Annotated in this window: 21 protein-coding genes and 2 pseudogenes; 19 read left to right on the plus strand and 4 right to left on the minus strand. The window is 66.7% G+C overall.

The features are described 5' to 3' along the window. The first annotated feature begins 47 nt into the window (after positions 1 to 47). The 12 genes and pseudogenes from fes (at position 48) to Q5696_RS01940 (ending at position 9,158) form a co-directional block, all read left to right on the plus strand. Complete coding sequence (gene fes / locus Q5696_RS01885) at positions 48 to 1,220, plus strand: enterochelin esterase (RefSeq protein ID WP_305093550.1); 1,173 nt, start codon at positions 48 to 50, stop codon at positions 1,218 to 1,220. Between the two features lie 187 nt (positions 1,221 to 1,407). Beyond that, positions 1,408 to 2,694, plus strand: a complete 1,287-nt coding sequence (locus tag Q5696_RS01890) for a hypothetical protein (RefSeq protein WP_305093551.1) — start codon at positions 1,408 to 1,410, stop codon at positions 2,692 to 2,694. A gap of 16 nt (positions 2,695 to 2,710) precedes the next feature. Then, a pseudogene (locus tag Q5696_RS01895) lies at positions 2,711 to 2,812 on the plus strand (HhH-GPD-type base excision DNA repair protein); the annotation flags it as partial. 17 nt (positions 2,813 to 2,829) lie between these two features. Further along, positions 2,830 to 4,452, plus strand: a complete 1,623-nt coding sequence (locus Q5696_RS01900; protein ID WP_305093552.1) for a recombinase family protein — start codon at positions 2,830 to 2,832, stop codon at positions 4,450 to 4,452. Between the two features lie 155 nt (positions 4,453 to 4,607). Continuing rightward, positions 4,608 to 4,874: a hypothetical protein gene (locus Q5696_RS01905; protein WP_305093553.1), complete on the plus strand. Its 267-nt coding sequence runs from the start codon at positions 4,608 to 4,610 to the stop codon at positions 4,872 to 4,874. A gap of 852 nt (positions 4,875 to 5,726) precedes the next feature. Further along, positions 5,727 to 5,954 (plus strand): hypothetical protein, encoded by a 228-nt coding sequence (locus tag Q5696_RS01910; RefSeq protein ID WP_305093554.1) that lies wholly within the window; start codon positions 5,727 to 5,729, stop codon positions 5,952 to 5,954. After that, on the plus strand, positions 5,947 to 6,732 hold the full coding sequence (locus Q5696_RS01915) for a helix-turn-helix domain-containing protein (RefSeq protein WP_305093555.1): 786 nt from the start codon (positions 5,947 to 5,949) through the stop codon (positions 6,730 to 6,732). Before Q5696_RS01910 ends, Q5696_RS01915 begins: the two co-directional genes overlap by 8 nt. Positions 6,733 to 6,826: 94 nt before the next feature. Beyond that, complete coding sequence (locus Q5696_RS01920) at positions 6,827 to 6,979, plus strand: hypothetical protein (RefSeq protein WP_305093556.1); 153 nt, start codon at positions 6,827 to 6,829, stop codon at positions 6,977 to 6,979. 79 nt (positions 6,980 to 7,058) lie between these two features. Further along, positions 7,059 to 7,265 carry a hypothetical protein gene (locus tag Q5696_RS01925; RefSeq protein WP_305093557.1) on the plus strand — a complete coding sequence of 69 codons (207 nt, stop codon included), beginning with the start codon at positions 7,059 to 7,061 and terminating at the stop codon, positions 7,263 to 7,265. 209 nt (positions 7,266 to 7,474) lie between these two features. Then, positions 7,475 to 7,741 (plus strand): hypothetical protein, encoded by a 267-nt coding sequence (locus tag Q5696_RS01930; protein WP_305093558.1) that lies wholly within the window; start codon positions 7,475 to 7,477, stop codon positions 7,739 to 7,741. Positions 7,742 to 7,889: 148 nt separating this feature from the next. Continuing rightward, on the plus strand, positions 7,890 to 8,717 hold the full coding sequence (locus Q5696_RS01935) for a phage major capsid protein (protein WP_305093559.1): 828 nt from the start codon (positions 7,890 to 7,892) through the stop codon (positions 8,715 to 8,717). Between the two features lie 123 nt (positions 8,718 to 8,840). Further along, the gene (locus Q5696_RS01940; protein WP_305093560.1) at positions 8,841 to 9,158 is read left to right on the plus strand and encodes a hypothetical protein; all 318 of its coding nucleotides are present in this window, start codon (positions 8,841 to 8,843) and stop codon (positions 9,156 to 9,158) included. Here the strand turns inward: Q5696_RS01940 and Q5696_RS01945 are convergent. Together Q5696_RS01945 and Q5696_RS01950 are read right to left on the minus strand one after the other, a co-directional pair. Continuing rightward, positions 9,155 to 9,334, minus strand: coding sequence for a hypothetical protein (locus tag Q5696_RS01945; RefSeq protein ID WP_305093561.1), 180 nt, complete (start codon positions 9,332 to 9,334; stop codon positions 9,155 to 9,157). The genes Q5696_RS01940 and Q5696_RS01945 overlap by 4 nt on opposite strands. 80 nt (positions 9,335 to 9,414) lie before the next feature. Continuing rightward, a complete protein-coding gene (locus tag Q5696_RS01950) occupies positions 9,415 to 9,684 on the minus strand; it encodes a hypothetical protein (RefSeq protein ID WP_305093562.1) in 270 nt (89 codons plus the stop codon). A gap of 233 nt (positions 9,685 to 9,917) precedes the next feature. Here Q5696_RS01950 and Q5696_RS01955 point away from each other — a divergent pair, with 233 nt between their 5' ends. The 4 genes and pseudogenes from Q5696_RS01955 to Q5696_RS01970 all read left to right on the plus strand — a co-directional run. Next, a complete protein-coding gene (locus Q5696_RS01955) occupies positions 9,918 to 10,286 on the plus strand; it encodes a hypothetical protein (protein ID WP_305093563.1) in 369 nt (122 codons plus the stop codon). A gap of 294 nt (positions 10,287 to 10,580) precedes the next feature. Continuing rightward, positions 10,581 to 10,982, plus strand: a complete 402-nt coding sequence (locus Q5696_RS01960) for a Gp19/Gp15/Gp42 family protein (protein WP_305093564.1) — start codon at positions 10,581 to 10,583, stop codon at positions 10,980 to 10,982. A gap of 1 nt (position 10,983) precedes the next feature. Then, on the plus strand, positions 10,984 to 11,325 hold the full coding sequence (locus Q5696_RS01965; RefSeq protein ID WP_305093565.1) for a hypothetical protein: 342 nt from the start codon (positions 10,984 to 10,986) through the stop codon (positions 11,323 to 11,325). 1,730 nt (positions 11,326 to 13,055) lie between these two features. Beyond that, positions 13,056 to 13,553 (plus strand): annotated as a pseudogene (locus Q5696_RS01970) (HhH-GPD-type base excision DNA repair protein); the annotation flags it as partial. Between the two features lie 8 nt (positions 13,554 to 13,561). Here Q5696_RS01970 and Q5696_RS01975 read toward each other — a convergent pair. Next, the gene (locus tag Q5696_RS01975) at positions 13,562 to 14,872 is read right to left on the minus strand and encodes an ammonium transporter (protein WP_305093567.1); all 1,311 of its coding nucleotides are present in this window, start codon (positions 14,870 to 14,872) and stop codon (positions 13,562 to 13,564) included. Between the two features lie 165 nt (positions 14,873 to 15,037). Here Q5696_RS01975 and Q5696_RS01980 point away from each other — a divergent pair, with 165 nt between their 5' ends. Further along, on the plus strand, positions 15,038 to 17,203 hold the full coding sequence (locus Q5696_RS01980; RefSeq protein ID WP_305093568.1) for a DNA polymerase III subunit gamma and tau: 2,166 nt from the start codon (positions 15,038 to 15,040) through the stop codon (positions 17,201 to 17,203). On the opposite strand, the gene Q5696_RS01985 is transcribed toward Q5696_RS01980, so the two are convergent. Continuing rightward, complete coding sequence (locus tag Q5696_RS01985) at positions 17,200 to 17,778, minus strand: TetR/AcrR family transcriptional regulator (protein WP_305093569.1); 579 nt, start codon at positions 17,776 to 17,778, stop codon at positions 17,200 to 17,202. The genes Q5696_RS01980 and Q5696_RS01985 overlap by 4 nt on opposite strands. Positions 17,779 to 17,975: 197 nt before the next feature. Here Q5696_RS01985 and Q5696_RS01990 point away from each other — a divergent pair, with 197 nt between their 5' ends. Next, positions 17,976 to 18,185: a hypothetical protein gene (locus Q5696_RS01990; protein ID WP_305093570.1), complete on the plus strand. Its 210-nt coding sequence runs from the start codon at positions 17,976 to 17,978 to the stop codon at positions 18,183 to 18,185. 300 nt (positions 18,186 to 18,485) lie between these two features. Then, the gene (locus tag Q5696_RS01995; RefSeq protein ID WP_305093571.1) at positions 18,486 to 20,084 is read left to right on the plus strand and encodes an ABC transporter substrate-binding protein; all 1,599 of its coding nucleotides are present in this window, start codon (positions 18,486 to 18,488) and stop codon (positions 20,082 to 20,084) included. Positions 20,085 to 20,091 lie beyond the last annotated feature (7 nt).

Here is a 20,091-nt window from a genome sequence, read left to right on the forward strand (position 1 = left end):
ACTCACCGTACTATTAGTTGAGCCTCACCTAAGTAAGGGGTGTCTGGGTGGAACTGTCGGCACAGGCTCTCGCGGAACGTCTGCGCACGGAGGGCGGGCCGCTGATCGACCCGGGTCCGCCCGGCCGGGTGACGGCCACCTTCGTCTGGCGGGCGCCCGAGGATTCGACGGTCTCCCACGTCTATCTCGACGCCAACGGGATCACCGACCGCCGTACACCGGAACGCAATGCACTGCAGCAGGTTCCGGGAACAGACCTGTGGGCGATCGTGCTCGAGATTCCCGAGCGGTGGCGCGGCGGTTACGGATTCCTGCCGCTCGACGCGCCCATCACCGGGCCCGTGGACGGGCAGACGGAGTGGCAGTGGTGGCGTGGCATCCTCGCCGCACTCGTCACCGACCCGGCGAACCCGCGTGCGGTGTTCGGGTCGACGGGACTGCCGAAGCGGTCCGAGGCCGTCATGCCGGCGGCGTCCGAGCAACTGTGGTGGCACGTCGGTCCGCCGCGCGGGACGCTGACCGAGGAGATCCGGTCGCTGGCCGGAGTGCAGCGCAGTATCTGGCTCTACGAGCCGCCCGGTATCGCCGACGTCGACCGGCCCGTTCTCGTCGTGTTCGACGGACGTGTCGCCGCGGTCGAGATCCCACACCCGGCCGGGTTCGACCGGTTCGAGGAACGCGGGTACCGGGTACCGCTCGTCGTGATGATCGACAGCGTTTCCCCGGACCTCCGTTCGGAGGAACTACCTTGTAGCGCAAGCTTTCTCGATGCCCTGACCGGTGATCTGCTGCCGTATCTGCGGGAGCGGTGGTCGGCCACCGCCGATCCGGCGTCGGTGCTCGTCGGCGGCTCCAGTTACGGCGGACTCGCCGCAACGTACGCGGCCCTGTGTGCGCCCGACTCGTTCGGGGGAGCCGTCAGCCTGTCCGGGTCGTTCTGGTGGCCGCGCGACGGGACCGGCCGCTCCGTGCAGTCGCGACTCGATGACCTGACGGCGCACGGCTCCCGTTTCTGGATGGCCGCCGGCACCCTCGAACCCCGTCTGATCGACGAGAACCGCGAGGTTCGGGACCTGCTCCGGGCTGCAGGATTCGACGTCGAATACCGCGAGTTCTGCGGCGGCCACGATTACGCCCACTGGCGGGAACTGCTGATCGAGGGTGCGGCGACGCTGCTGGGTCAGGCCCGCGCGGTGTCGAGTGTCGGGAAATCCGGATAACCCTCGGCGCCACCGCCGTGGAACGTCGAGCAGTGGGCGCGCTGGAGTTCGGAGCCCGGGCCGGGTGGACGTCGTCCTGGATCTGCTTACTGCGGAAGAACCTCGATTCGGGCGCTGACCGGCGGTTTCTGCCATAATCCGGGCACAGTGCCGTGTGGGTGCGGTGGATCCGGAAGTGGTGACAGCGGTGGGTGCTCCGGCAGATGGGGCAGGTGTTCTCGACGTGTTCCTGCTCGCGTTGGACGTTCCGGGAGGGGCGGAGATCGCGGCGCCGGCCGACGGTGCGCGGACTCTGCCGTCGCCGCCGTTCCTGCCCGCGGTGCGGCACGACCTCGCGAGCGTGACGATCGGTGCGAGCCTGTCCGCGGTCCGTGCGATCGCCGACGGGACCGAACTCGATCTCGGAAACGATGCTTCTGCAACCCTTTCCGGGCCGTCGGGAAACTGTCTGTCGTTGTGGACGGTGCCCGGTCAGGGGGCGGTGTTGGTGTGCGAGTCCTGGGCCGCGGAACCGGTCGAGGGCGTCGTCGACTGGAGTCACGGGCAGTTCGGGGCGGCCGTGGACCGCTTCCTCGCACCGTTCGGCCTGTCCGTCGACGACCGGCTGAGTGACGTCTTCCCCGACGTCGGATCGTCGCTGCCCGACGCGCCGTTGGCGGATCTGCTGGCGGACACCGGGCACGAGCGTTCGTGTGCCGGGCTGGCGATCGAGGTGTCCGCGGACGGCGGGCGTCGGGTGCGCAACCGGATCGAGGGCTCCGGCACGGACCCGGACGGATGGAATTGGGAGAGCATCGCATTGGCTGCGTCGCCGGCCCGGGCGGGAGCCGCCGTCGCGATCCGGGAGGACGCCGGGGCGATCGTGTTCGACGTCGAAGCAGTCGCTGCGGATCACGACCACGCGGTCTTCGGGGTGCCCGAGATGATCGGGGCCCTGGTGCCGTGGGTCGCGGTACGGGCCCGGCACGCGATGGACTACCGACTGGTCCTCGACCATCTGCGGGCGCCCGATCCGCTCGACGACGGACGCCTGATCGAGGCGCTCGGTGACGTCGAGGCCGTGCAGGCGCGTCGCATGGAACGGATTCTGCTGACCGCGGAGGCCCGACACGACGGTGTCGCACCGACCCGGATGTCGCCGGGCCAGCTGCGGACCGTGCTGGTGCGTCGCCTGTCGGCGGAGATGGCGACACTCGACGGTGAACTGGGCGAGGGGATCCGAGCCATCGAGCGGGCGTTGCTGCGCAGCGCCGAACAGCGGGGGAACCGGCATTCGCGGCTCGCGCAGGCGTGGTCCGTCGCGGCCGGTGCGATCGCGGTCGTCGCCGTGTTCGCGGCGCTCGCATCGATTCCCGCGGTGGACGAGCCGACGATGTTCGGGCACTGGCTCGAGGCGCTGGTGGCGACGTTGGCGATCACGGTGGGCGTCGTCGTGATCGTGGTGTTGTGGCGTCGGCCGTCCCGGTCGGACTGATGGCAGGATCGGGGCCATGGCACTCACCCTGAATCTCGTCGGTGACCCGGACACGGACGCCCTGCTGGCGTCGGATCCGCTGGCTCTGCTGATCGGCATGCTCCTCGACCAGCAGGTGAAGGTACCATTACAACTATGACTGTGCAACGCCAGTCGCTACGCGCCATCGTTGGCGCCCGCGTGTCGGTAGTTCAAGGGCCTCAAAAGGTCTCGCACCTGGCCCAGCTCGAGACTGCCACCAAGTGGGCGGAAGCCAAGGGGTACGAGATCGTAGGTTCGTTCGAGGATCTCGGCGTGTCGGCTGAGAAGCGCCCGGAGGATCGGCCGGACCTCGGTCCGTGGCTGACCGAGGAGGGCGCTGCCCAGTGGGACGTGATCGTCTGGTCGAAGATGGACCGGGCTTTCCGGTCGACCCGGCACTGTGTCGACTTCGCCCGGTGGGCTGAGGAGCGTCACAAGGTCGTTGCGTTCGCCGACGACGGTCTTGTACTCGACTACCGGCCCGGAGTCGACAAGGGCATCGATTCCATGATGGCCGAGCTGTTCGTGTACCTCGGCTCGTTCTTCGCTCAGCTCGAACTCAACCGGTTCAAGACTCGCGCCCAGGACTCGCACCGGGCGCTGCGGCAGATGGATCGGTGGGCATCGGGGGTGCCCCCTCTCGGGTTCAAGGTGGTCGACCACCCCAGCGGCAAGGGCCGGGGGCTGGCGACCGACCCGGTCGGCAAGGAGTTGCTCCACGAGATGGCGAGCCGCCTGCTCGACGGCTGGTCATACATCCGCATCACAACCTGGTTGAACGAGACCGGAGCACTCACGAACATGGACCGGGCTCGGGTGGCCAGGGGAGTGCCGGCCAATGCCCGACCGTGGACGGTAAACACCGTCAGCGAGGCTTTGACCTCGCTCCGGACGCAGGGTTTGAAGATGACCGGGAAGGGTCCGAGCGCGAGGGTCGTACTCGACGCCGAGGGCGATCCGATCGTGATGGCTCCGCCGACGTTTGACGCTGCCACCTGGAAGCAGATCCAGGAGGCTGCCCAGCTCCGCAAGCTGAACGGTCGGAAGCCGACCCAGACCTCGAACCCGATGCTCGGTGTAGGCGTCTGCGGCTGCTCCGGCTGCCCAGCCTGTGGCGAGGACGGCCCGTGCGGGGCCTCGCTGGCCCAGCAGGTGACCAGGAAGAAGCTGGCCTCAGGAGATGCCACCGAGTACCGGCACTACCGGTGCGGACGGACGCCGCTGCACTGCAAGGGGACGTTTACCCGAGCCGACGACGCTGACGCTGAGATGGAACGGATGTTCCTGGCCAAGTGGGGAGACACCAAGGTCACCCGGCGCGTGTTCGTACAGGGCGAGGACCACGCCGCCGAGCTGGAGCAGGTGAACGCAACCATCAACCGGTTGCGGTCCGAGTCCGACGCTGGCCTGTTGACCACGCCAGCGGACGAGACGCTGTGGCTCGAGCGCATGAAAGCTCAGGTGGCGAAGCGGGACCAGCTCGCTGCGACGCCGTCGCGTGCGTCGGGGTGGGTGACCGAGGAGACCGAGCAGACGTATCGGGAGGTCTGGGAGACCGCCGACCGGCGTCAGCTCCTGATCGACCACGGTGCGCGGTTCGTGGTCGATCCGAAGCAGGAGGGAGGAGGGCTGCGGCGGATGGACATGATGCCGCCGCAGAACATGCCCAAGCTCCCCGAGGATCTGGACCTCGGCGGGTGGCTCAAGCCCGAGTTGGTCTCTATCGAGTTCGAGTGACCGGCACCTGTCAAAAGCAGGCAGGAGCCTCGGGGCAGGAAGTCTGCAGTGTAGAACCCGTACTGCCGCCTGTGCGCCACGCTCAGGCACTTTCTCGCGCCTGACGTATGTTTTATGACCCCAGATGCGTCTCAGGCGAATGCAGAGGTACCCCCATGGATGACGGCGGCATTGTCTACTCGATCGGCTACGTGATCGGGCTCGGTGTGGCCTTCGTCGGATGCGCTCTCATCGGCTGGCTGATCCTCAAGCTCGCCAAGTTCGTCTTGAGCGCCCCCTGGCGGCGGGCCGCACGCCGCCGGCTGGCCGAGGAAATCCGGATGCAAGAGGTCGCAGAGCGTGCTGAACAGCAGAATCGGGCGTACCTGGCCGGCGAATCGCACGGAATTTACGGCGACTTCGAACCTAGTAGTGTGAAGTAGAGCACATTTATGGGTACGCGTTGACAACATACCCGTACTTATATTAGAGGGCCTAAGAGGCTCTCTAAGAGCCGCGTCGGCGGCTCTCCTAGAGAGCGCCCTGAGGCGCTCCATCATCAATAAGACCGGCCTTCGAAGGCCGGTCATCATCTGAACCTGCAACCGCAGGTTCTTCTGCCGCGCCTGAAGCGCGGCTATCAGTCATCGGGCGTCTGCAGACGCCTGACATCCCCCAATCTTGCGAGCTTGAGCCCGACGGCGGTCGGTGCTCGCCGCATCCGGGTGTTCTCCGGGCGCCCGGAGGTCGGTCGGTGTAGTTCTCTCCTCCGCCGACCGCCTGAACTTCCGTGGAGAACCGAAAGATATCCACGAAGCCGCTGGTTCGACAGCGGATAAGGGACGGCTGGTTACCGTCCCGCTCCTGTTGGGGAGTTACTTGATCGAGAGCCCCGGTCTGCTGGTCATGGCAGGCCGGGGTTTTTCTCGGCAACCACTCGATAGCCCTACTCGATCCCGAAGGAGGTGGCAGCCATGCCCGCCCACCGTTGTACCCGCCACATCCACCGTGGCCCCGAGGACTACCGGCCCGATGGCCGGACCTGCATCCACTGCAGCCGCGAGGCTCAGCGGCGTTACCGCGCTCGTTGTCGTGCCGCGTTGCGAACGCTGAAGGCGCAAGCCGAATAGGCCGAGTGCCGGCCAACCAAACACCGTCTGATTTCAACGGAGACGGACGAACACCGCCACCCCCAGGGTGGAAGAGGCACCCCCAGAACCTGAGGGCCTCACGGGCCCTCGCAACGGACCTGCCCAGGTGGCAGGTGACAACCCCACACCCAAGGAGGGTGACAGATGAACGACCGCATGACGATCCACGAGCTGCCCGAATTCTGGCAGCAGAAGGTACGCAGCCTCAAGGCTGAGAACCGGAACCTGCGAGACCGGCTGAAGCTCGCCGGTAGCCCCGGCGACTGGAGTCAGAAGACCCAGAAGCTCGTGAGCGAGAGCCGAGGCCTGCGGACCAGGCTCCGCGCTGCCGAGGAGCGCATCGCCGAGTTGGAGGCTCGCACCGATGCCTGAGACGCTCGCGATCATCCAGTGGGACCAGGCGTACAACCGCAACGGCAACTCCAAGTTGCCCCGTGCCGCGATGAACGCTCTTCGCACCTACATGAACAACCACACCCTGACCGGGTGGGTCTCTCAGGAGACGCTCGCCGAGAACACCGGGCTGACGGTGCGAGGGGTGCGGAAGCAGCTCGACGCCAACGAGGCGGCGGGCTGGCTGGAGATCGTCGAGCAGGGCCGGTCGGCCAGGGCGACCGTCTACAGGCTGGCAATCCCAACCGGAACCACAGTTCCGGTAGAGGTGGCCACGGAGGAGCCAACCGGAACCACAGTTCCGGTAGATACGGGTTCTACCGGAACCACAGTTCCGGGTCTACCGGAACCACAGTTCCGCCCTACTGCTCCTAGAACTTCTCCTCAAGAGAAGTTCTATATGGGAACTACTCCTAGGAGGGGGAACCCTGGTTCCGCCAAGGCGGCACCCGAGATCCCCCACCAGGGGGACCAGGACGAGACCGGCCAGGAGAGCCGGTCTCTTGCGGTTGCGGGTCCAGAGAATCGGCCGGCCAAAAGCAGGCAGGCCGAACATGAACCTGCATCTGCCGGGGCCATCGAGGCCCCGGAGGAGTACCGGCCTGTCGGCCTGCAACCGCTGTCCCGGTCGTCGATCGATGACGACCCGTTCGCCGACGCCCCCGCGTGGCGAGCTGAGGCAGCCGCTCGCGAGAAGCGAGCTGCACGACGGCTCGAACCTGCAACCGCTCCGAGTCCGTTGGACCCGTTCGCCTGACCACAACTTGACACACCCAATCGAGGCCACGACCCCACGTCGTGGCCTTTTTGCTGCCCGGACCAGGGCAGCGACCACACAGAGGAGAGAACACATGGACGCACTGACCGAGGCAGTCGTACACACTGCCGAGTACCGAGGACCGCATCGGGTCTGGAACGTCGGCCCCGAGGCCGTCGTCAGCCTCAGTCCTGGCAAGGGCCATCCGTTCGAGGGCCTGGCCGTCACTCACTGGACGGAGGACTGATGGCCGTCTACCTCGGCTGGATCCTCGCCAACCTCGCTGCAGGCGCTGCCCTGGCGCTGGACGCCCGGAGGCTCGCCCGGTGAACGCACAAGGCCGAGAGGCCGCGTTCCAGCGGCACCTGCAGATGTCCGCGAAGTACATCGAAGCCATCCACGAGGCCGGAGACCTCGCCTGGTTCGAGGACGGGCACCCGCGCCGGTACGTGATCCTCGCCCAGCTCGGGATGGATGACGACATCGAAGAGATCGACCTACGCCGGGCGCTGTTTATGCGCCGATACCGATAGTCCAGAGGAGAGATGAGCACATGCAAGAATCACAGACCCCCGTTCCCGGCCCTGAGAGCAACGCTGACGGAGTTTCTACGGCTTCGGGCACCTCGGTTGCCCCCGACGCCGATAACGGTCCTCAGCGGGCCAGCAAGGAAGCCCGGTACCGAGTCGAACGGAACGCTGCCCGCGAGGAGCTGACCGCTGCCCAGGCCCGCATCGAGCGGATGCAGCGAGCAGAGATCGAGCGACTGGCTGCGGACGCAGGCCTGGCGCACGCGTCCGATGTGTTCACCCTCTCGGGGAACGAGCCGGTCGACTACCTCGACGACGACGGCAACGTCGACCCGGCCCGAGTAGCGGCTGATGTCGACGCCGTCCTCACCGAGCGTCCCGGCCTGCGGAAGAACTCCCCAGCGTTCGATCCCTCGCAGGGCACCGGAGGCAACAAGCCGAAGGCGCCGGCCCTGTCGTGGGGCGCACTGTTCCAGTGACTTCGAACGCTGTGGTCTGTGGCTGACAGCGTTCAACTAAAGGGGCTGTGCCCCAAGGGATTCGGTCCGTAACCGTCTCCTGATTCACCATCCATCAAGGCCTCTGGCAATCGTGCCGGGGCCTTTTTCATGTCCAGGAGGACACACCATGGCAGTTCTGAACAACAACCTCGCCAACGCCTTCACCCCGGAGGACTACGGCAAGCTGATCGATACCGAGGTCGACGCGAAGTCGGTTGCGTTCCAGGCCGCGACCGTCGTCAACACCGACAAGCACCAGGTTCGTTTCCCGGTGCTGCTCTCGGATCCCGAGACCGGCTGGTACGCCGAGAACACCCCGATCACCCTGGTCGACCCGGAGACGAACGAGATCGTCGTGATCCCGTCCAAGGTTGCGGGTCTGACCCAGGTCTCGAACGAGGCTGTCGACGACACCGATCCGGCGGTCGCCGCGATCATCGGCCAGGCGCTGGCTCGTGACATCGGCAAGAAGATCGATGCCGCGTTCTTCGGCAACACCGTCACCAACGGCCCGTCGGGCCTGCTCTCGGTCTCGGGTGTCCAGGTGGTCGACACCGGTGCCGGTTGGACCACGCTCGATTACGTCCACGACGCGAAGTCTCAGGCGATGGCCCACGGTGCCGACCTGACCCACATCGTCCTGGCCCCGGACGTGGCTCTGGCGCTGTCCAAGGCCAAGACCGGCACCGGCTCGAACCAGGGCCTGCTCGAGACCGTGGACGACGGCATCAAGCTCGCTGGCCTGATCGCTCTGGTCTCGCCTGCGGTTTCGGCCGGCAACGCTTGGGCGCTGGATTCCTCGCAGGCCATGGCCGTTCGCCGCAAGGGCACCACGGTCTCGCAGTCGAAGGATGCCGCGTTCGGTTCGGACGCGACCCAGATCCGCGCCGTCTCCCGCGTCGGGTTCGGCTTCGCGAACCCCGCTGGCATCGTCCGTCTGCACGATGCCGCCTGATGTCGACTTGACATCCCCAGGGAATCCGTTCCCTGACAACTGAATACGCCGCTGGGAGGCCTGCCTGTTTTTGGCCGGGCTCCCGGTGGCCCCCAGACCACAGAGGAGAGAAACGAGCCCGCCATGACCACCGCCAACAAGAGTCGTCGCCAGTATTCGTGCCCCCGTGAGGGATGCCCCGGTAAGAGCTTCGACGGGAAGCAGCACTGCAGCTATCTCTGCCAGGCGATCGCGAAGGAGCTGGAGAGCGCCCAGCGGATCTGCGAGTTCTTCGGAGACTCCGAGCTGACCACCGAGATTTGGACCGAGGCAGTCGCCCTCAGCGACGATTGCAGCAGATATTTGGAGCTGGGATATCAGCAGCGAATCAAGGTGCTCGAAGCAGGAATCACCCCGAGGCAGTGGCAGGACATCCGCAAGGGTCGGGCAGTGACCGGCTAGTCCACGAATCCAGCCAGCAGATCGTCCTCGATGACCACGGGCATCGGGAGCATCTCGACCCGCGAGACTCCACACGAGTTCGGGGTATCGAGGATCCCCTCATCCTTGATGAACTGGGCAAACACAGCATCGAGGCCGTCAGGGACCGGTCGAGTCCGGGTGTCTTCGGTCTGCATCGGCACATTGTCACATCACGCGGGCTGGACCAGCACCGCGACACGCAATGGCAGGCCAGTCAAAGACGGCTAGGAGCTGCTCAGTCCGTGCCCGGTCGGTGGTACTTCATCATCCCGAGTCGGACCTCTCGACTACTAGCAGCGAACCGAGTGCTCAGCTCCTCGGCCTCAGCCACGAGGTCGTCGCTGACCTCGATGGTGTCGTCACCGTCGTACTCCTCGATGGAGTACATCGCTTTGCCGATGGTTCCGCCCATCGTCAGGTCATCCTTCCCTGCGAGCAGGAAGACCTCAGGCGACACCTCGACTGCCAGATGTCCCTGGACTCGGTGGGTGGCTCGGATCCTCACCGGTACATCGTCCCAGATCAGGGCCCTGGGTACCCAGGGGGGTTACCCCGTACCCCCGTTCCAGACCGGGTGGTAATGCGCCCGCCATATCCGATGCCGTGGCATCCAGCTGATTTGTCCCTCGCGCTCGCGATGCCGTGCCGCTCCGCCAGCGTTTTTCCGGCACCGATCTTCCCCTGACCTGCACGAACGGCCCTCCGTGGGCCTCTCAAACGACCCATAAAGGAGGCCTGATGGCCGAGAAACCAGAGATTCCGAGGGCGCCAACGGGCCTTTCGGCGCGTGGAAAGCAGCTCTGGAAGGAGCTGCACGTCGTCTACGACTTCGCAGACGCACCGGAGAAGACCGCCATCCTCGAGGAGGCCTGCCGCACCGCCGACGTGGTGAAGCGGCTGCAGGCGATCGTGGACGCCGCCGCCGAACTTCGAGTACGAGGCTCGCAGGGGCAGCCGGTGGCGATGCCGGAGCTGCTGGAGCTGCGGCAGTACCGGGCGCTGATGGTGCAACTGCTCAAGGCGCTCGGGTGTCCCGACGACGAGGACGCCCTGACTCGCTCTGAGCTGGGCAAGCTCGGCGCTGCAGCGCGGTGGGGGAAGTCCTGATGGGACGACCGAAACGACGCAACAGCAAACAGTCCGCCTCGAACCCCGAGGCTCTGGCTGCCCTTCTCCCGGACGAACTCAGGTCTCTGCAGGGTCTAGGTACCCCCAGCGACTACCAGGCGCTGAGAGGCTACGTCGTCGACTGGCTCAACCACGCCGTACCAGGTCAGGGCCAGAATCTGGCCTCTCCCGTGATGGACGCAGCCGGGCTCTCGGCTGCTGAATTCTACCGGATCGCCCTCGGGGCCGGCCAAAAGCAGGCAGGCCCCTCCGCACACAACCAAGGAGCACCACATGCCCTACGCAACCGCTGACGATGTCCAGGCCGTACTCGGTCGGGCGCTGACGCCCGAAGAGGCCGGGATGGTCAACCGGCGACTCGAACAGGTCGAGCGCATGATCATTCGCCGGATCCCGGATCTGGCTGACCAGATCACCTCGGGAGCTATCGACCAGGCCGACGTGGTCGACATCGAGGCCGAGGCCGTCCTCCGGGTGGTCCGCAACCCCGAGGGCCTGTTCTCCGAGACGGATGGAACCTACGGCTACCAGCTCGACCGTGAGACCGCATCCGGCAAGCTGCAGATCCTCCCGGAGGAGTGGCAGACGTTCGGGATCCGCCCGAGCAAGATGCACATGATCGTGCCGAATCTGGTTGCCCCGGCACGCCGCCCGATGTTCGGGGCAGGTGGCTGAAGTGTCACTACTCAACCGTGGAACCGAGACCGTGAAGGTCTTCCCCGAAGAGGTCGTCATCGACGAGGACGGCAACAAGCTCACCCGGCCGAGCAAGGTCGGTGTCCTGGTCAAGGCTGTTGTGCAGCCGATCAACCTGATGGCAGCCAACTTTGAGTCTCAGAACATCGGGTTCGAGACCACGACGAAGTACAAGCTGCGGCTGGTCGGATACCCCGGCCTGCTCGATGCTCAGTCCGCCGTCGAGTGGCGCGGCAAGCGGTACGTCATCGACGGAGAGCCCTCGATCTTCAACGGCTCGCCGCGTACGGCACGAGCCGAGTACGTCATGCTCCGCAAGTAAGGGCAAACTCGACTCATCGACTCATCGACTCATCGACTCATCGACTCATCGACTCATCGACTCATCGACTCATCGACTCATCGACTCATCGACTCATCGACTCATCGAACATGCGAGTAGTCGAGTGACCAGGTAACTGGGTGTCAGTAGGTAGGCTCTGGGCACCGCTTCGACGACCACGTATCGAGCACCTTGGCGGGGTTTGCCGGCGCATCCGATATGGGGGGGGCGAGCGTCTACCCCGGCGGGCCGGACAGCGCCGACGACACCTCTGTCGGCGGCATTCCAGCACTTGCCTGTGGTGAACGCAATGCGAGACCTTCTTACGCCGCTCAACGAGTGTCATGGGTCGCCATGACCGCCTCTGAAGATGCACAGACGAGCTAACTTTCTCACTCCGGCCCTAGGTTACGCAGTTATGGGTGTCGGGCCCACTGGAAGCCGCTGAGGCGGCGGTACGCACGTTTCCCCAGGTGGCCGTAGGTATCGCTGCCCGCGTAGATGAGGGTAGGAGCTTCAGATTTGAGTTGCTTCCTGTCTAACTTTGCGCGATAGTGAGCAGCGTTGCTCTATATAGAACAAGATAGAACAAGGGCCTCGGCCTGTGCTGGTAACACAGACCGAGACCCTTGCAGCGGACTTCTACCGGCGCGGGGAACCCAACCACACCGCCGTCAGAAGCAATCGGGACGCCACCTGGAGCCCAGTGCCCCAGGTGGCGTTGCCGTTCTCAAGCAGGATTGCGCCTGCCATTCGCAGCAACACTCCAGCCGAAGCAAGGTGTCCGAGTAACGCCTGGTACCGCCGTTCCCTCGTATTGAGCGAACGCACACTGGGGGGCTCCACGTATGGAACTCCTCTCCCTTAAGGTCCGGCCCTGTATGGGTCCGGGACAGAGGAGAGGGGTGCTCACGCTCCCCAATGGGAGGGAGAGGCGAGTTCCTTGATAGTGCTTTCTCAGTGCCATGTAGACACTACATCCTGTGGCCGACGGATACCTACAACGCGAGATCTTGTGAGTCACATCGATGAAATCCCCCAGCATCCATCCCCATCTGGGGGATGTTTAAGGCGTGTCGCGCACCACCGCCCGGCCCGTGACAGAGTCGATTGACCTACTGCGTAGGACGCCGGCCTGGCCGAGTTCTGTCGGGTACCAGTCGACGCTGGCTCTCTCGCGCTTCGTACGTGACGAACTTGCAGAACTTGTTGTCGAAGTACTCCAGCGAGGTGTAGTTCCTCCTCTGATCGAGTCGCCCCTCGGTGGAACCTAGACATCCCGGCCTACGTCTAACCCCCACGTGGACGACGAGGAACGCGCTGTCGTGCGAGACGAGGGTTTCGACCCGGACGATCTAGAAGTGGTCGCCGCGCTCGACTTCGTGAGGTGGGAACTGTCGATGTACAGATTCCGCATCCTTATGGATGCCCCTCCTGGGCACTGTTCCTGACCGTAAGGGCGCCCCTCCGGGGCGACTAGACCTGTGGCCCTCTCCGTCTCCCCCCAGCCCTTCGGGCAGCCCCAACGAGACCCACGAACCAAGCCCTTATCGTGTCAGGCCAGCACTCGTGGCCCCGCCCTGGATCAGGGCGTGGCTGGGCTGGACCCCGATGGAGGTGCCGGCCCCTCACACCGAAGTGCCGCCCCGCGAGCTGGACGGACTGTGCTACTCGCGCCCCGTTGGTTATCGTCGGACTGAGGAGAGTAACGACGAAGAGGTTTGCATCGCATGTACACCTCTCAGCAGGTGCCGATGGAGACGGCGTTCGCGGGACCGAAGAAACTCCACGACCGGCTCGGCGGGCTGGACGTGCACGCGATCGCGGCCACGAATCCGGACGACTTCGTCGCGGTGTGTGCGCAACCTCCTGCCGTGCACCGGTTTCCGAAATCAATGGGCGGACGCATCCAGGCGCTGTGCGGGTATCTCGTCGACCACTACGACGGCGACACCGCCGCGATCTGGACGTCCGGGGAGCCGTCCGGCAAGGAAGTCCTGAAGCGGTTGAAGGCGCTGCCCGGATACGGGGATCAGAAGGCACGCATTTTTCTCGCACTCCTCGGCAAGCAGATCGGGGTGCGCCCGGACGGCTGGCGGGAAGCCGCCGGGGCCTACGGCGACGACGGATCGCGCCGCTCCATTGCCGACGTCGTCGACAGGCAGAGCCTGCTCGAGGTGCGCGAGTTCAAGCAGGCCGCGAAGGCGGCGGCGAAGGCGGGGAAGTAGCAGCGCCGTCAGGCCTCGTCCTCGTCGGCGCGCTGACGGGGACGTTCGGGTTCCCGGCCGAACAGCCCGGGCTGGGTGCCGTGGGCGAGGACGGCGTGCTCGTAGGCGGATTCGGCGTGCAGGGCGAGGTCGATGCCGGTCGTCTCTTGATCGGCGGTGATGCGGAAGCCGATCCAGCGGTCGAGGATCTTGCCGAGCCCGTACGTGACACCGAAGGCGTAGAGGCCGACGACGGCGACCGCGAGGGTCTGCTTGCCGAGCTGGGCGACACCGCCGCCGTACAGCAGCCCCTCGACGCCGCCGGTCATGACCTCGGCGGCGAGCAGACCGATGAGCAGGGTGCCGACGATGCCACCGACGAGGTGGACGCCGACGACATCGAGGGAGTCGTCGTAGCCGAAACGGAACTTCCAGCCCACCGCGAACGAGCAGACGGCGCCCGCGACGACACCGACGACCGCGGCGCCGAGCATGCTCACCCAGCCACACGACGGGGTGATCGCGACCAGGCCGGCGACGACACCCGACGCGGCACCGAACGTGGTGGGGTGGCCGTCACGCTTCTGTTCGACGAACAGCCAGCCGAGCAGCCCGGTGCAGCCGGCGACCAGGGTGTTGAGGAACACCGCGGCGGCACGGCCGTCGGCGGCCATCGCGGAGCCGGCGTTGAAGCCGAACCAGCCGAACCACAGCAGGCCCACCCCGAGCAGCACCATCGGCAGATTGTGCGGGCGCATCGGCTCGCTGCGGAACCCGATCCGCGGCCCCAGTACCAGCGCCAACGCCAGCGCCGACGCCCCCGACACGATCTCCACGACGAGTCCGCCCGCGAAATCGAGGGCGCCGAGCTTCGCGATCCAGCCGTCCGGCCCCCACACCCAGTGCGCGACCGGCACGTACACCGCCAGCGCCCATACCGGCACGAACACCATCCACGACGAGAACTTCGCCCGGTCGGCGATCGCCCCGCTGATCAGGGCGGCGGTGAGGATCGCGAACGTCAGCTGGAACGTCGCGAACAGGAACTCGGGTATCCCGGACCGGGTGGTGTCCGGGGTGATGCCGGCCATGCCGAGATGTTCGAGCCCGCCCAGGAGACCACCACCGATGTCGTCGCCGAACGCCAGGCTGTAGCCGGCCACCAGCCACACCACCGTCACCAGTGCGATCGACACGAAACTCATCATGATCATGTTGAGGACGCCCTTCGACCGCACCATGCCGCCGTAGAACAGGGCGAGGCCCGGCGTCATCAACAACACCAGCGCCGTACTCACCAACAGCCACGCCGTCGTCGCGGGATCGATCGTGTCGAGCATGTGTGCATCTCCTCACCGGCGGACGTCACCGCACGCGAGAAACGACGATCGCGCCCCACAGTTTCCGGAACGGGGCCGTGGTGTTGCTTCTGTGTTTCGGAAAGCTCTCGGCGGCGGGTGCTACGCCTGCGCTGCGCTGTCGGCATCCGCCGGTAGTCTTTCGCCGTGGCCCTGTACCGGAAGTATCGACCAGCTTCGTTCGCTGAGGTGGTGGGTCAGGAGCACGTCACCGAGCCCCTGAGCACCGCCCTGGATGCCGGACGCATCAATCACGCCTACCTGTTCTCGGGTCCGCGTGGCTGCGGTAAGACGTCGTCGGCGCGTATTTTGGCGCGGTCGCTGAACTGTGTGCAGGGGCCGACGTCGACGCCGTGCGGGGAGTGCTCGTCGTGTGTGGCGCTCGGTCCGGGCGGGACGGGCAATCTCGATGTGATCGAGTTGGACGCGGCCAGTCACGGTGGTGTGGACGACACGCGTGAGCTGCGGGACCGGGCGTTCTATGCGCCCGCCGAGTCGCGGTACCGGATCTTCATCATCGACGAGGCCCACATGGTCACCAACGCAGGTTTCAATGCCCTGCTGAAGATCGTGGAGGAGCCGCCGGAGCATCTGATCTTCGTGTTCGCGACGACGGAGCCGGAGAAGGTGCTGCCGACGATCCGGTCGCGGACACACCACTATCCGTTCCGGTTGCTGGCACCGACGGCGATGCGCGGACTGTTGGAGAAGATCTGCACGCAGGAGCATGTGCAGGTCGAGGACGCCGTGTATCCGCTGGTGATTCGGGCCGGTGGTGGTTCGCCGCGTGACTCGCTCAGCGTGCTCGACCAATTGTTGGCCGGTGCCGGCGACGACGGGGTGACGTATCCGCGGGCGCTCGCGCTGCTCGGTGTCACCGATGTGGCGCTCATCGACGAGGCCGTCGACGCTCTCGCCGCGAACGACGGCGCGGCCCTGTTCGGGACCGTCGACAAGGTGATGGACGCCGGGCACGACCCGCGCCGGTTCGCCGTCGACCTGCTCGAGCGGCTGCGCGACCTGATCCTCATGCGGGCCGTGCCGGACGCCGGGGAGCGGGGTCTGGTCGATGCACCCGGCGACGTGCTGGACCGGATGCGGGAGGAAGCCGAACGGATCGGCCCTGCCACCCTGGCCCGCTACGCCGAACTCGTCCACGAAGGACTCGGGGAGATGCGCGGCGCGACCGCGCCACGGCTGCTCCTCGAGGTGGTGTGCGCCCGCATGCTGCTGCCGTCCGCGTCGGACGCGGAATCGGCTGTGCTGCAACGACTCGAACGAATCGAACAGGGCGTGGTGATCCCGGCTGCTACCGCGGCCGCCGCGACGGCGCCACCCCGGCCGGCCGTCGAACAACCCTCCGGACCGCCGCCGTCGGGGCCCGTCTACCAGCGGCCGTCGCAGCGACGCGCTGCCGACGCCGCACCGCAGCCGCAGCCGACGCCGCCTGCCCCGACGCCGCCTGCCCCGACGCCGCCTGCCCCGACGCCGCCTGCCCCGACGCCGCCTGCGCCGACGGCGCCGCCCGTACAGCGGGCTCCGGAACCCGAGCCTGCCCCGGTTCCGGAACCCGAGCCTGCCCCGGAACCCGAGCCTGCCCCGGCTCCGGAAGCCGCCCCGGCTCCCGAGCCCCGGCCCGAACCGGCTCCGGCTCCCGAACCGGCTCCGGCTCCCGAACCGGCTCCGGAACCGGTGGCGTCGGGCCGTCCCGATGCGGCCGCGATCCGGGCGGTGTGGTCGGAGGTGCGGGCGAAGGTGCGGGACCGTAGCCGCACCGTCGAGGTGATGCTGTCGGGTGCGACGGTGCGTTCGGTGGACGGTGCGCGGGTGGTGCTGGGGCACGATTCGGCGCCGCTCGCGAAGCGTCTCGTCGAACCCCGCAACAGCGACGTGATCCGTGCGGCCCTGCACGACGTGTTCGGTGGCGACTGGGAGGTGACGTGTGAGCACGGGGCCGCACCGGCCGCTGCCGCCCCGTCCCGGTCGGCGCCGCAGCAGGCGAAAGCTCCGGCCGCGCCGAGGTTTTCACGCCCCAGCCAGGGGCGTGCCGCGCAGCCTCCCGCCCCGCGCCGGTCTGCGTCGCCCGTCGACGACATTCCGCCGCCCGAGGCGCCCGACTACCCGGACGATCCGGGTCCGCCGCCCGCCGACTACGACTACGACGCTCCGCCGCCGCCCTCCACCCCGGAGGACGAGGAGGAGATGATGGCGGAGGCTGCGCAGCCGTCCACGCAGACCGAACGCCGCGACCCCGACGAGGTGGCCGGGGAACTGCTCACCGACATCCTCGGAGCCCGGAAGCTCGACGGCTAGTCGGTGGCCTCGGCCCGGTGCACTGATCGGGAGCGGTTTTCGACTGTGGGCCAGAATGCTTCGAACAGCCGCCGGTCCCGGTCCGCCATGTCGCCGAGCCGTGCCCGCTCGGCGACGTAGGCGCCGACGATCGCGTCGACGAGGATGTCGTTGTCCAGGTCGGCCCGGAAGTCGCCGGCGTTCTTCGCGTCGTCGATCACTGCGGAGACCTGCCGGCGGTAGCTCGCGAGAATGGATCGGAACAACCGGCTGAACTCGACGTCCTCGTCGGTGAGGAGGGCCGCCATACCGCCGAAGCCGATACCGTGTTCGACCGACGCGATGGCCTGTTCGATGACCCAGTGCAGGCGCTGCCTGGCGTCGGGCGCCGGGGGAGCCTGCAGTGGGGTCGCCAGCGGCGCCAACGCGGCCGTCAGCATTTCGCGGCGATCCGCGTACCGCCGATAGATCGTCGTCTTGGCGACCCCGGACAGAGTCGCAACCGATTCGACCGTGACTGCACCCGGGCCTCGGGACCGCAGAAGGTCCAGCACTGCTGTGACGATCCGGGCATCGGCGTCTGCGGAAAGAACCATCGCACTCCTCGGGTTCGCTTCGGATTTTCGGAGTCACGATTCTTGCACGTGCTACGCTGACCGTAGCGATACGATTCGCGTAGCGTATCGGAAAGGGTATTGACGTGCAGAGTGTTCGTCGAATCGGGCGGGTCGTCTCGTTCCCGTCCGTGGCATACGGGGTAGGACTTCTCGGCTTCATATGCTTGGGCGGATTCGTGGCCGCGCTCGCCGGAGGCCATTCGTTCGCCCCGGCGGTGGGTATCGCCGCTGCTGTTGCCTTCGTCCTGATGATTCTGTTCTTCCGCATGGCGTCCATGGCGGGCACGGACGAGAACGGAATCGCACTCAGTTCGGATCTGCTGGTCGGCACGGAGGATCCGGGAACGGACGAGCGCTATCTCGCGAGGTACCGCTCCGCGGAGTGATCGCCGGAACCCGCGAGCGGATGTCGCGGGCCGGAGGGCTCGGGGCCGCAGAGGCTCGATCGGTGTCGCAGGGCGGATCGGTATCGAACGGTCCTGCGACACCTCGGTTCGTTCTGCGGCCGCACTCCGGCCTCGTCGGTAGCGCCGCCGCGGCCGCCGCGTCCGGGATCGCGGCCCTGCGGTAGATCCGCCCGGTTCGAAGTTTCTTCGGATCACCCCCTTTCCATTCATCACAACAGTTGTTATGTTCTCCGCGGCGGTGAATGAGAGCCGCGTCACAACGAGTGGTGGAGGGAACGAATGGCGATTTCTTCTGTGTGGCGAAGGTTGGCGGCGGTTGCTCTCGTGGGCGCGGTCGCGACGACTGCCGGCTGCGCCGAGGGTGATGCGTCGGCGGGCAGCAGCCTGGGCCTGGATTCGGCCGCGATCGCGGTCAACGCGGTCGCCGACCCGGGCGAGTCCGGTGACGGCGGGGTCCTCACCGTCGCGGAGTATTCCGAGCCGGGCAGCCTCGACCCGCTCGATACCGTCGCGACGGGCGTGTCCGGCGGTAGTGCGCTGGCCGCGCTCTACGACGTCCTCGTCCGGTACAACGCCGAGTCGGGGGAGTACGAGCCGTGGCTGGCCAGGGATCTCGTTGCGTCGGAAGACTTCTCGACGTGGACGCTCACCCTGCGTCCCGGTGTGACCTTCTCCGACGGGACACCGCTCGACGCCGCTGCAGTGGTTGCGAGTGTGCAGCGTTATCTGACCGGTGGTTCCGATGCCGCGGTCATCTCGGGCAGTCTCGAATCGGTGGACGTGGTCGATCCCGCGACGGTGCAGTTCCGGCTCACTCATCCGTGGGCGACGTTCCCGCACATGCTGGCGATGGGTGCCGGCATGATCGTCGCCCCGGCGGCGACAGCCGGTGACACGTTCACGCCGATCGGGGCGGGTCCGTTCACGTTCTCCGAGTACCGGCCCGGTGAGAAGCTGCGGCTCACGGCGCGGGACGACTACTGGGGCGGCGCCCCGCACGTCGACGGTCTCGAGTTCGTGTGGATCGGCTCCGGTACGGCGGCGCTCGAATCTCTGGACAACGGCAACGTCGACATGGCGACCGTCCGCAACGTCGAGCAGGTGCGCGACGGTCTCGCGTCCGGCTACGAGGGCTATCTCGAACCGGTGGCGCTGGGATCGACGATGTGGATCAATCACCGGGACGGCCGTCCGGGTGCGGACGTCCGGGTGCGGGAGGCGATCGCGCTGGCCGTCGACCCGTCGGCGGTGGCGGACCGTGCATACGACGGGGACACCGAACTGGCCGGGAAGTCGATCTTCCATCCGGAGTCGCCGTGGTACACCGGCGTCGAGCCGATCGCGGCCGACCCCGATGCGGCCCGGGCGCTGCTCGATCAGGCGGCCGCCGACGGCTACGACCGGCGGCTGACGCTGCTCGTCGGCACCGACCCGGTCGCGCAGCAGCAGGCACTCGCGTTGCAGGCCCAGCTGCAGAACGTCGGCTTCCGGGTGGAACTCGACGCCGATCCGTCGGTCACCAGCCGGATCACGAAGCTGTATGTGAAGAACGCATTCGATCTGGCCATCGGCTCGTCCGCGGTGGTGGCGTCCGATCCGTTCCACCAGTTGAACGACACGGTGTCGAGCACCGCGGCCTACAACCTCACCGGGTATGCGTCGCCGGAGATGGATGCGGCGCTCGTCGCACTGCAGGAGGCCCCCGACGACGACGCCGAACGGGCGGCTCTCGCGGACATCGAGCGGCTGTGGAACCGCGACGTCGTCTCGGTCAACCTGAGCACCGCCGTCAACGCCGAGTTCTGGCGCGACACGGTGCACGGTGTGGTGCCCGCCTCGGACTTCATGATGTTGTTCGGTGACGTCTGGAAGAACTGACGTCCGT

Origin of the sequence: Prescottella sp. R16, assembly GCF_030656875.1 — a bacterium.
Lineage (GTDB): Bacteria > Actinomycetota > Actinomycetes > Mycobacteriales > Mycobacteriaceae > Prescottella.

Excerpts from the sequence above, each read along its gene's own strand:
- Q5696_RS01900 (WP_305093552.1), top strand. The coding sequence starts at position 2,830 with ATGACTGTGCAACGCCAGTCGCTACGCGCCATCGTTGGCGCCCGCGTG.
- Q5696_RS01905 (WP_305093553.1), top strand. The coding sequence starts at position 4,608 with ATGGATGACGGCGGCATTGTCTACTCGATCGGCTACGTGATCGGGCTC.
- Q5696_RS01910 (WP_305093554.1), top strand. The coding sequence starts at position 5,727 with ATGAACGACCGCATGACGATCCACGAGCTGCCCGAATTCTGGCAGCAG.
- Q5696_RS01915 (WP_305093555.1), top strand. The coding sequence starts at position 5,947 with ATGCCTGAGACGCTCGCGATCATCCAGTGGGACCAGGCGTACAACCGC.
- Q5696_RS01920 (WP_305093556.1), top strand. The coding sequence starts at position 6,827 with ATGGACGCACTGACCGAGGCAGTCGTACACACTGCCGAGTACCGAGGA.
- Q5696_RS01930 (WP_305093558.1), top strand. The coding sequence starts at position 7,475 with ATGCAGCGAGCAGAGATCGAGCGACTGGCTGCGGACGCAGGCCTGGCG.
- Q5696_RS01935 (WP_305093559.1), top strand. The coding sequence starts at position 7,890 with ATGGCAGTTCTGAACAACAACCTCGCCAACGCCTTCACCCCGGAGGAC.
- Q5696_RS01940 (WP_305093560.1), top strand. The coding sequence starts at position 8,841 with ATGACCACCGCCAACAAGAGTCGTCGCCAGTATTCGTGCCCCCGTGAG.
- Q5696_RS01945 (WP_305093561.1), bottom strand. The coding sequence starts at position 9,334 with ATGCAGACCGAAGACACCCGGACTCGACCGGTCCCTGACGGCCTCGAT.
- Q5696_RS01955 (WP_305093563.1), top strand. The coding sequence starts at position 9,918 with ATGGCCGAGAAACCAGAGATTCCGAGGGCGCCAACGGGCCTTTCGGCG.
- Q5696_RS01960 (WP_305093564.1), top strand. The coding sequence starts at position 10,581 with ATGCCCTACGCAACCGCTGACGATGTCCAGGCCGTACTCGGTCGGGCG.
- Q5696_RS01975 (WP_305093567.1), bottom strand. The coding sequence starts at position 14,872 with ATGCTCGACACGATCGATCCCGCGACGACGGCGTGGCTGTTGGTGAGT.
- Q5696_RS01985 (WP_305093569.1), bottom strand. The coding sequence starts at position 17,778 with ATGGTTCTTTCCGCAGACGCCGATGCCCGGATCGTCACAGCAGTGCTG.
- Q5696_RS01995 (WP_305093571.1), top strand. The coding sequence starts at position 18,486 with ATGGCGATTTCTTCTGTGTGGCGAAGGTTGGCGGCGGTTGCTCTCGTG.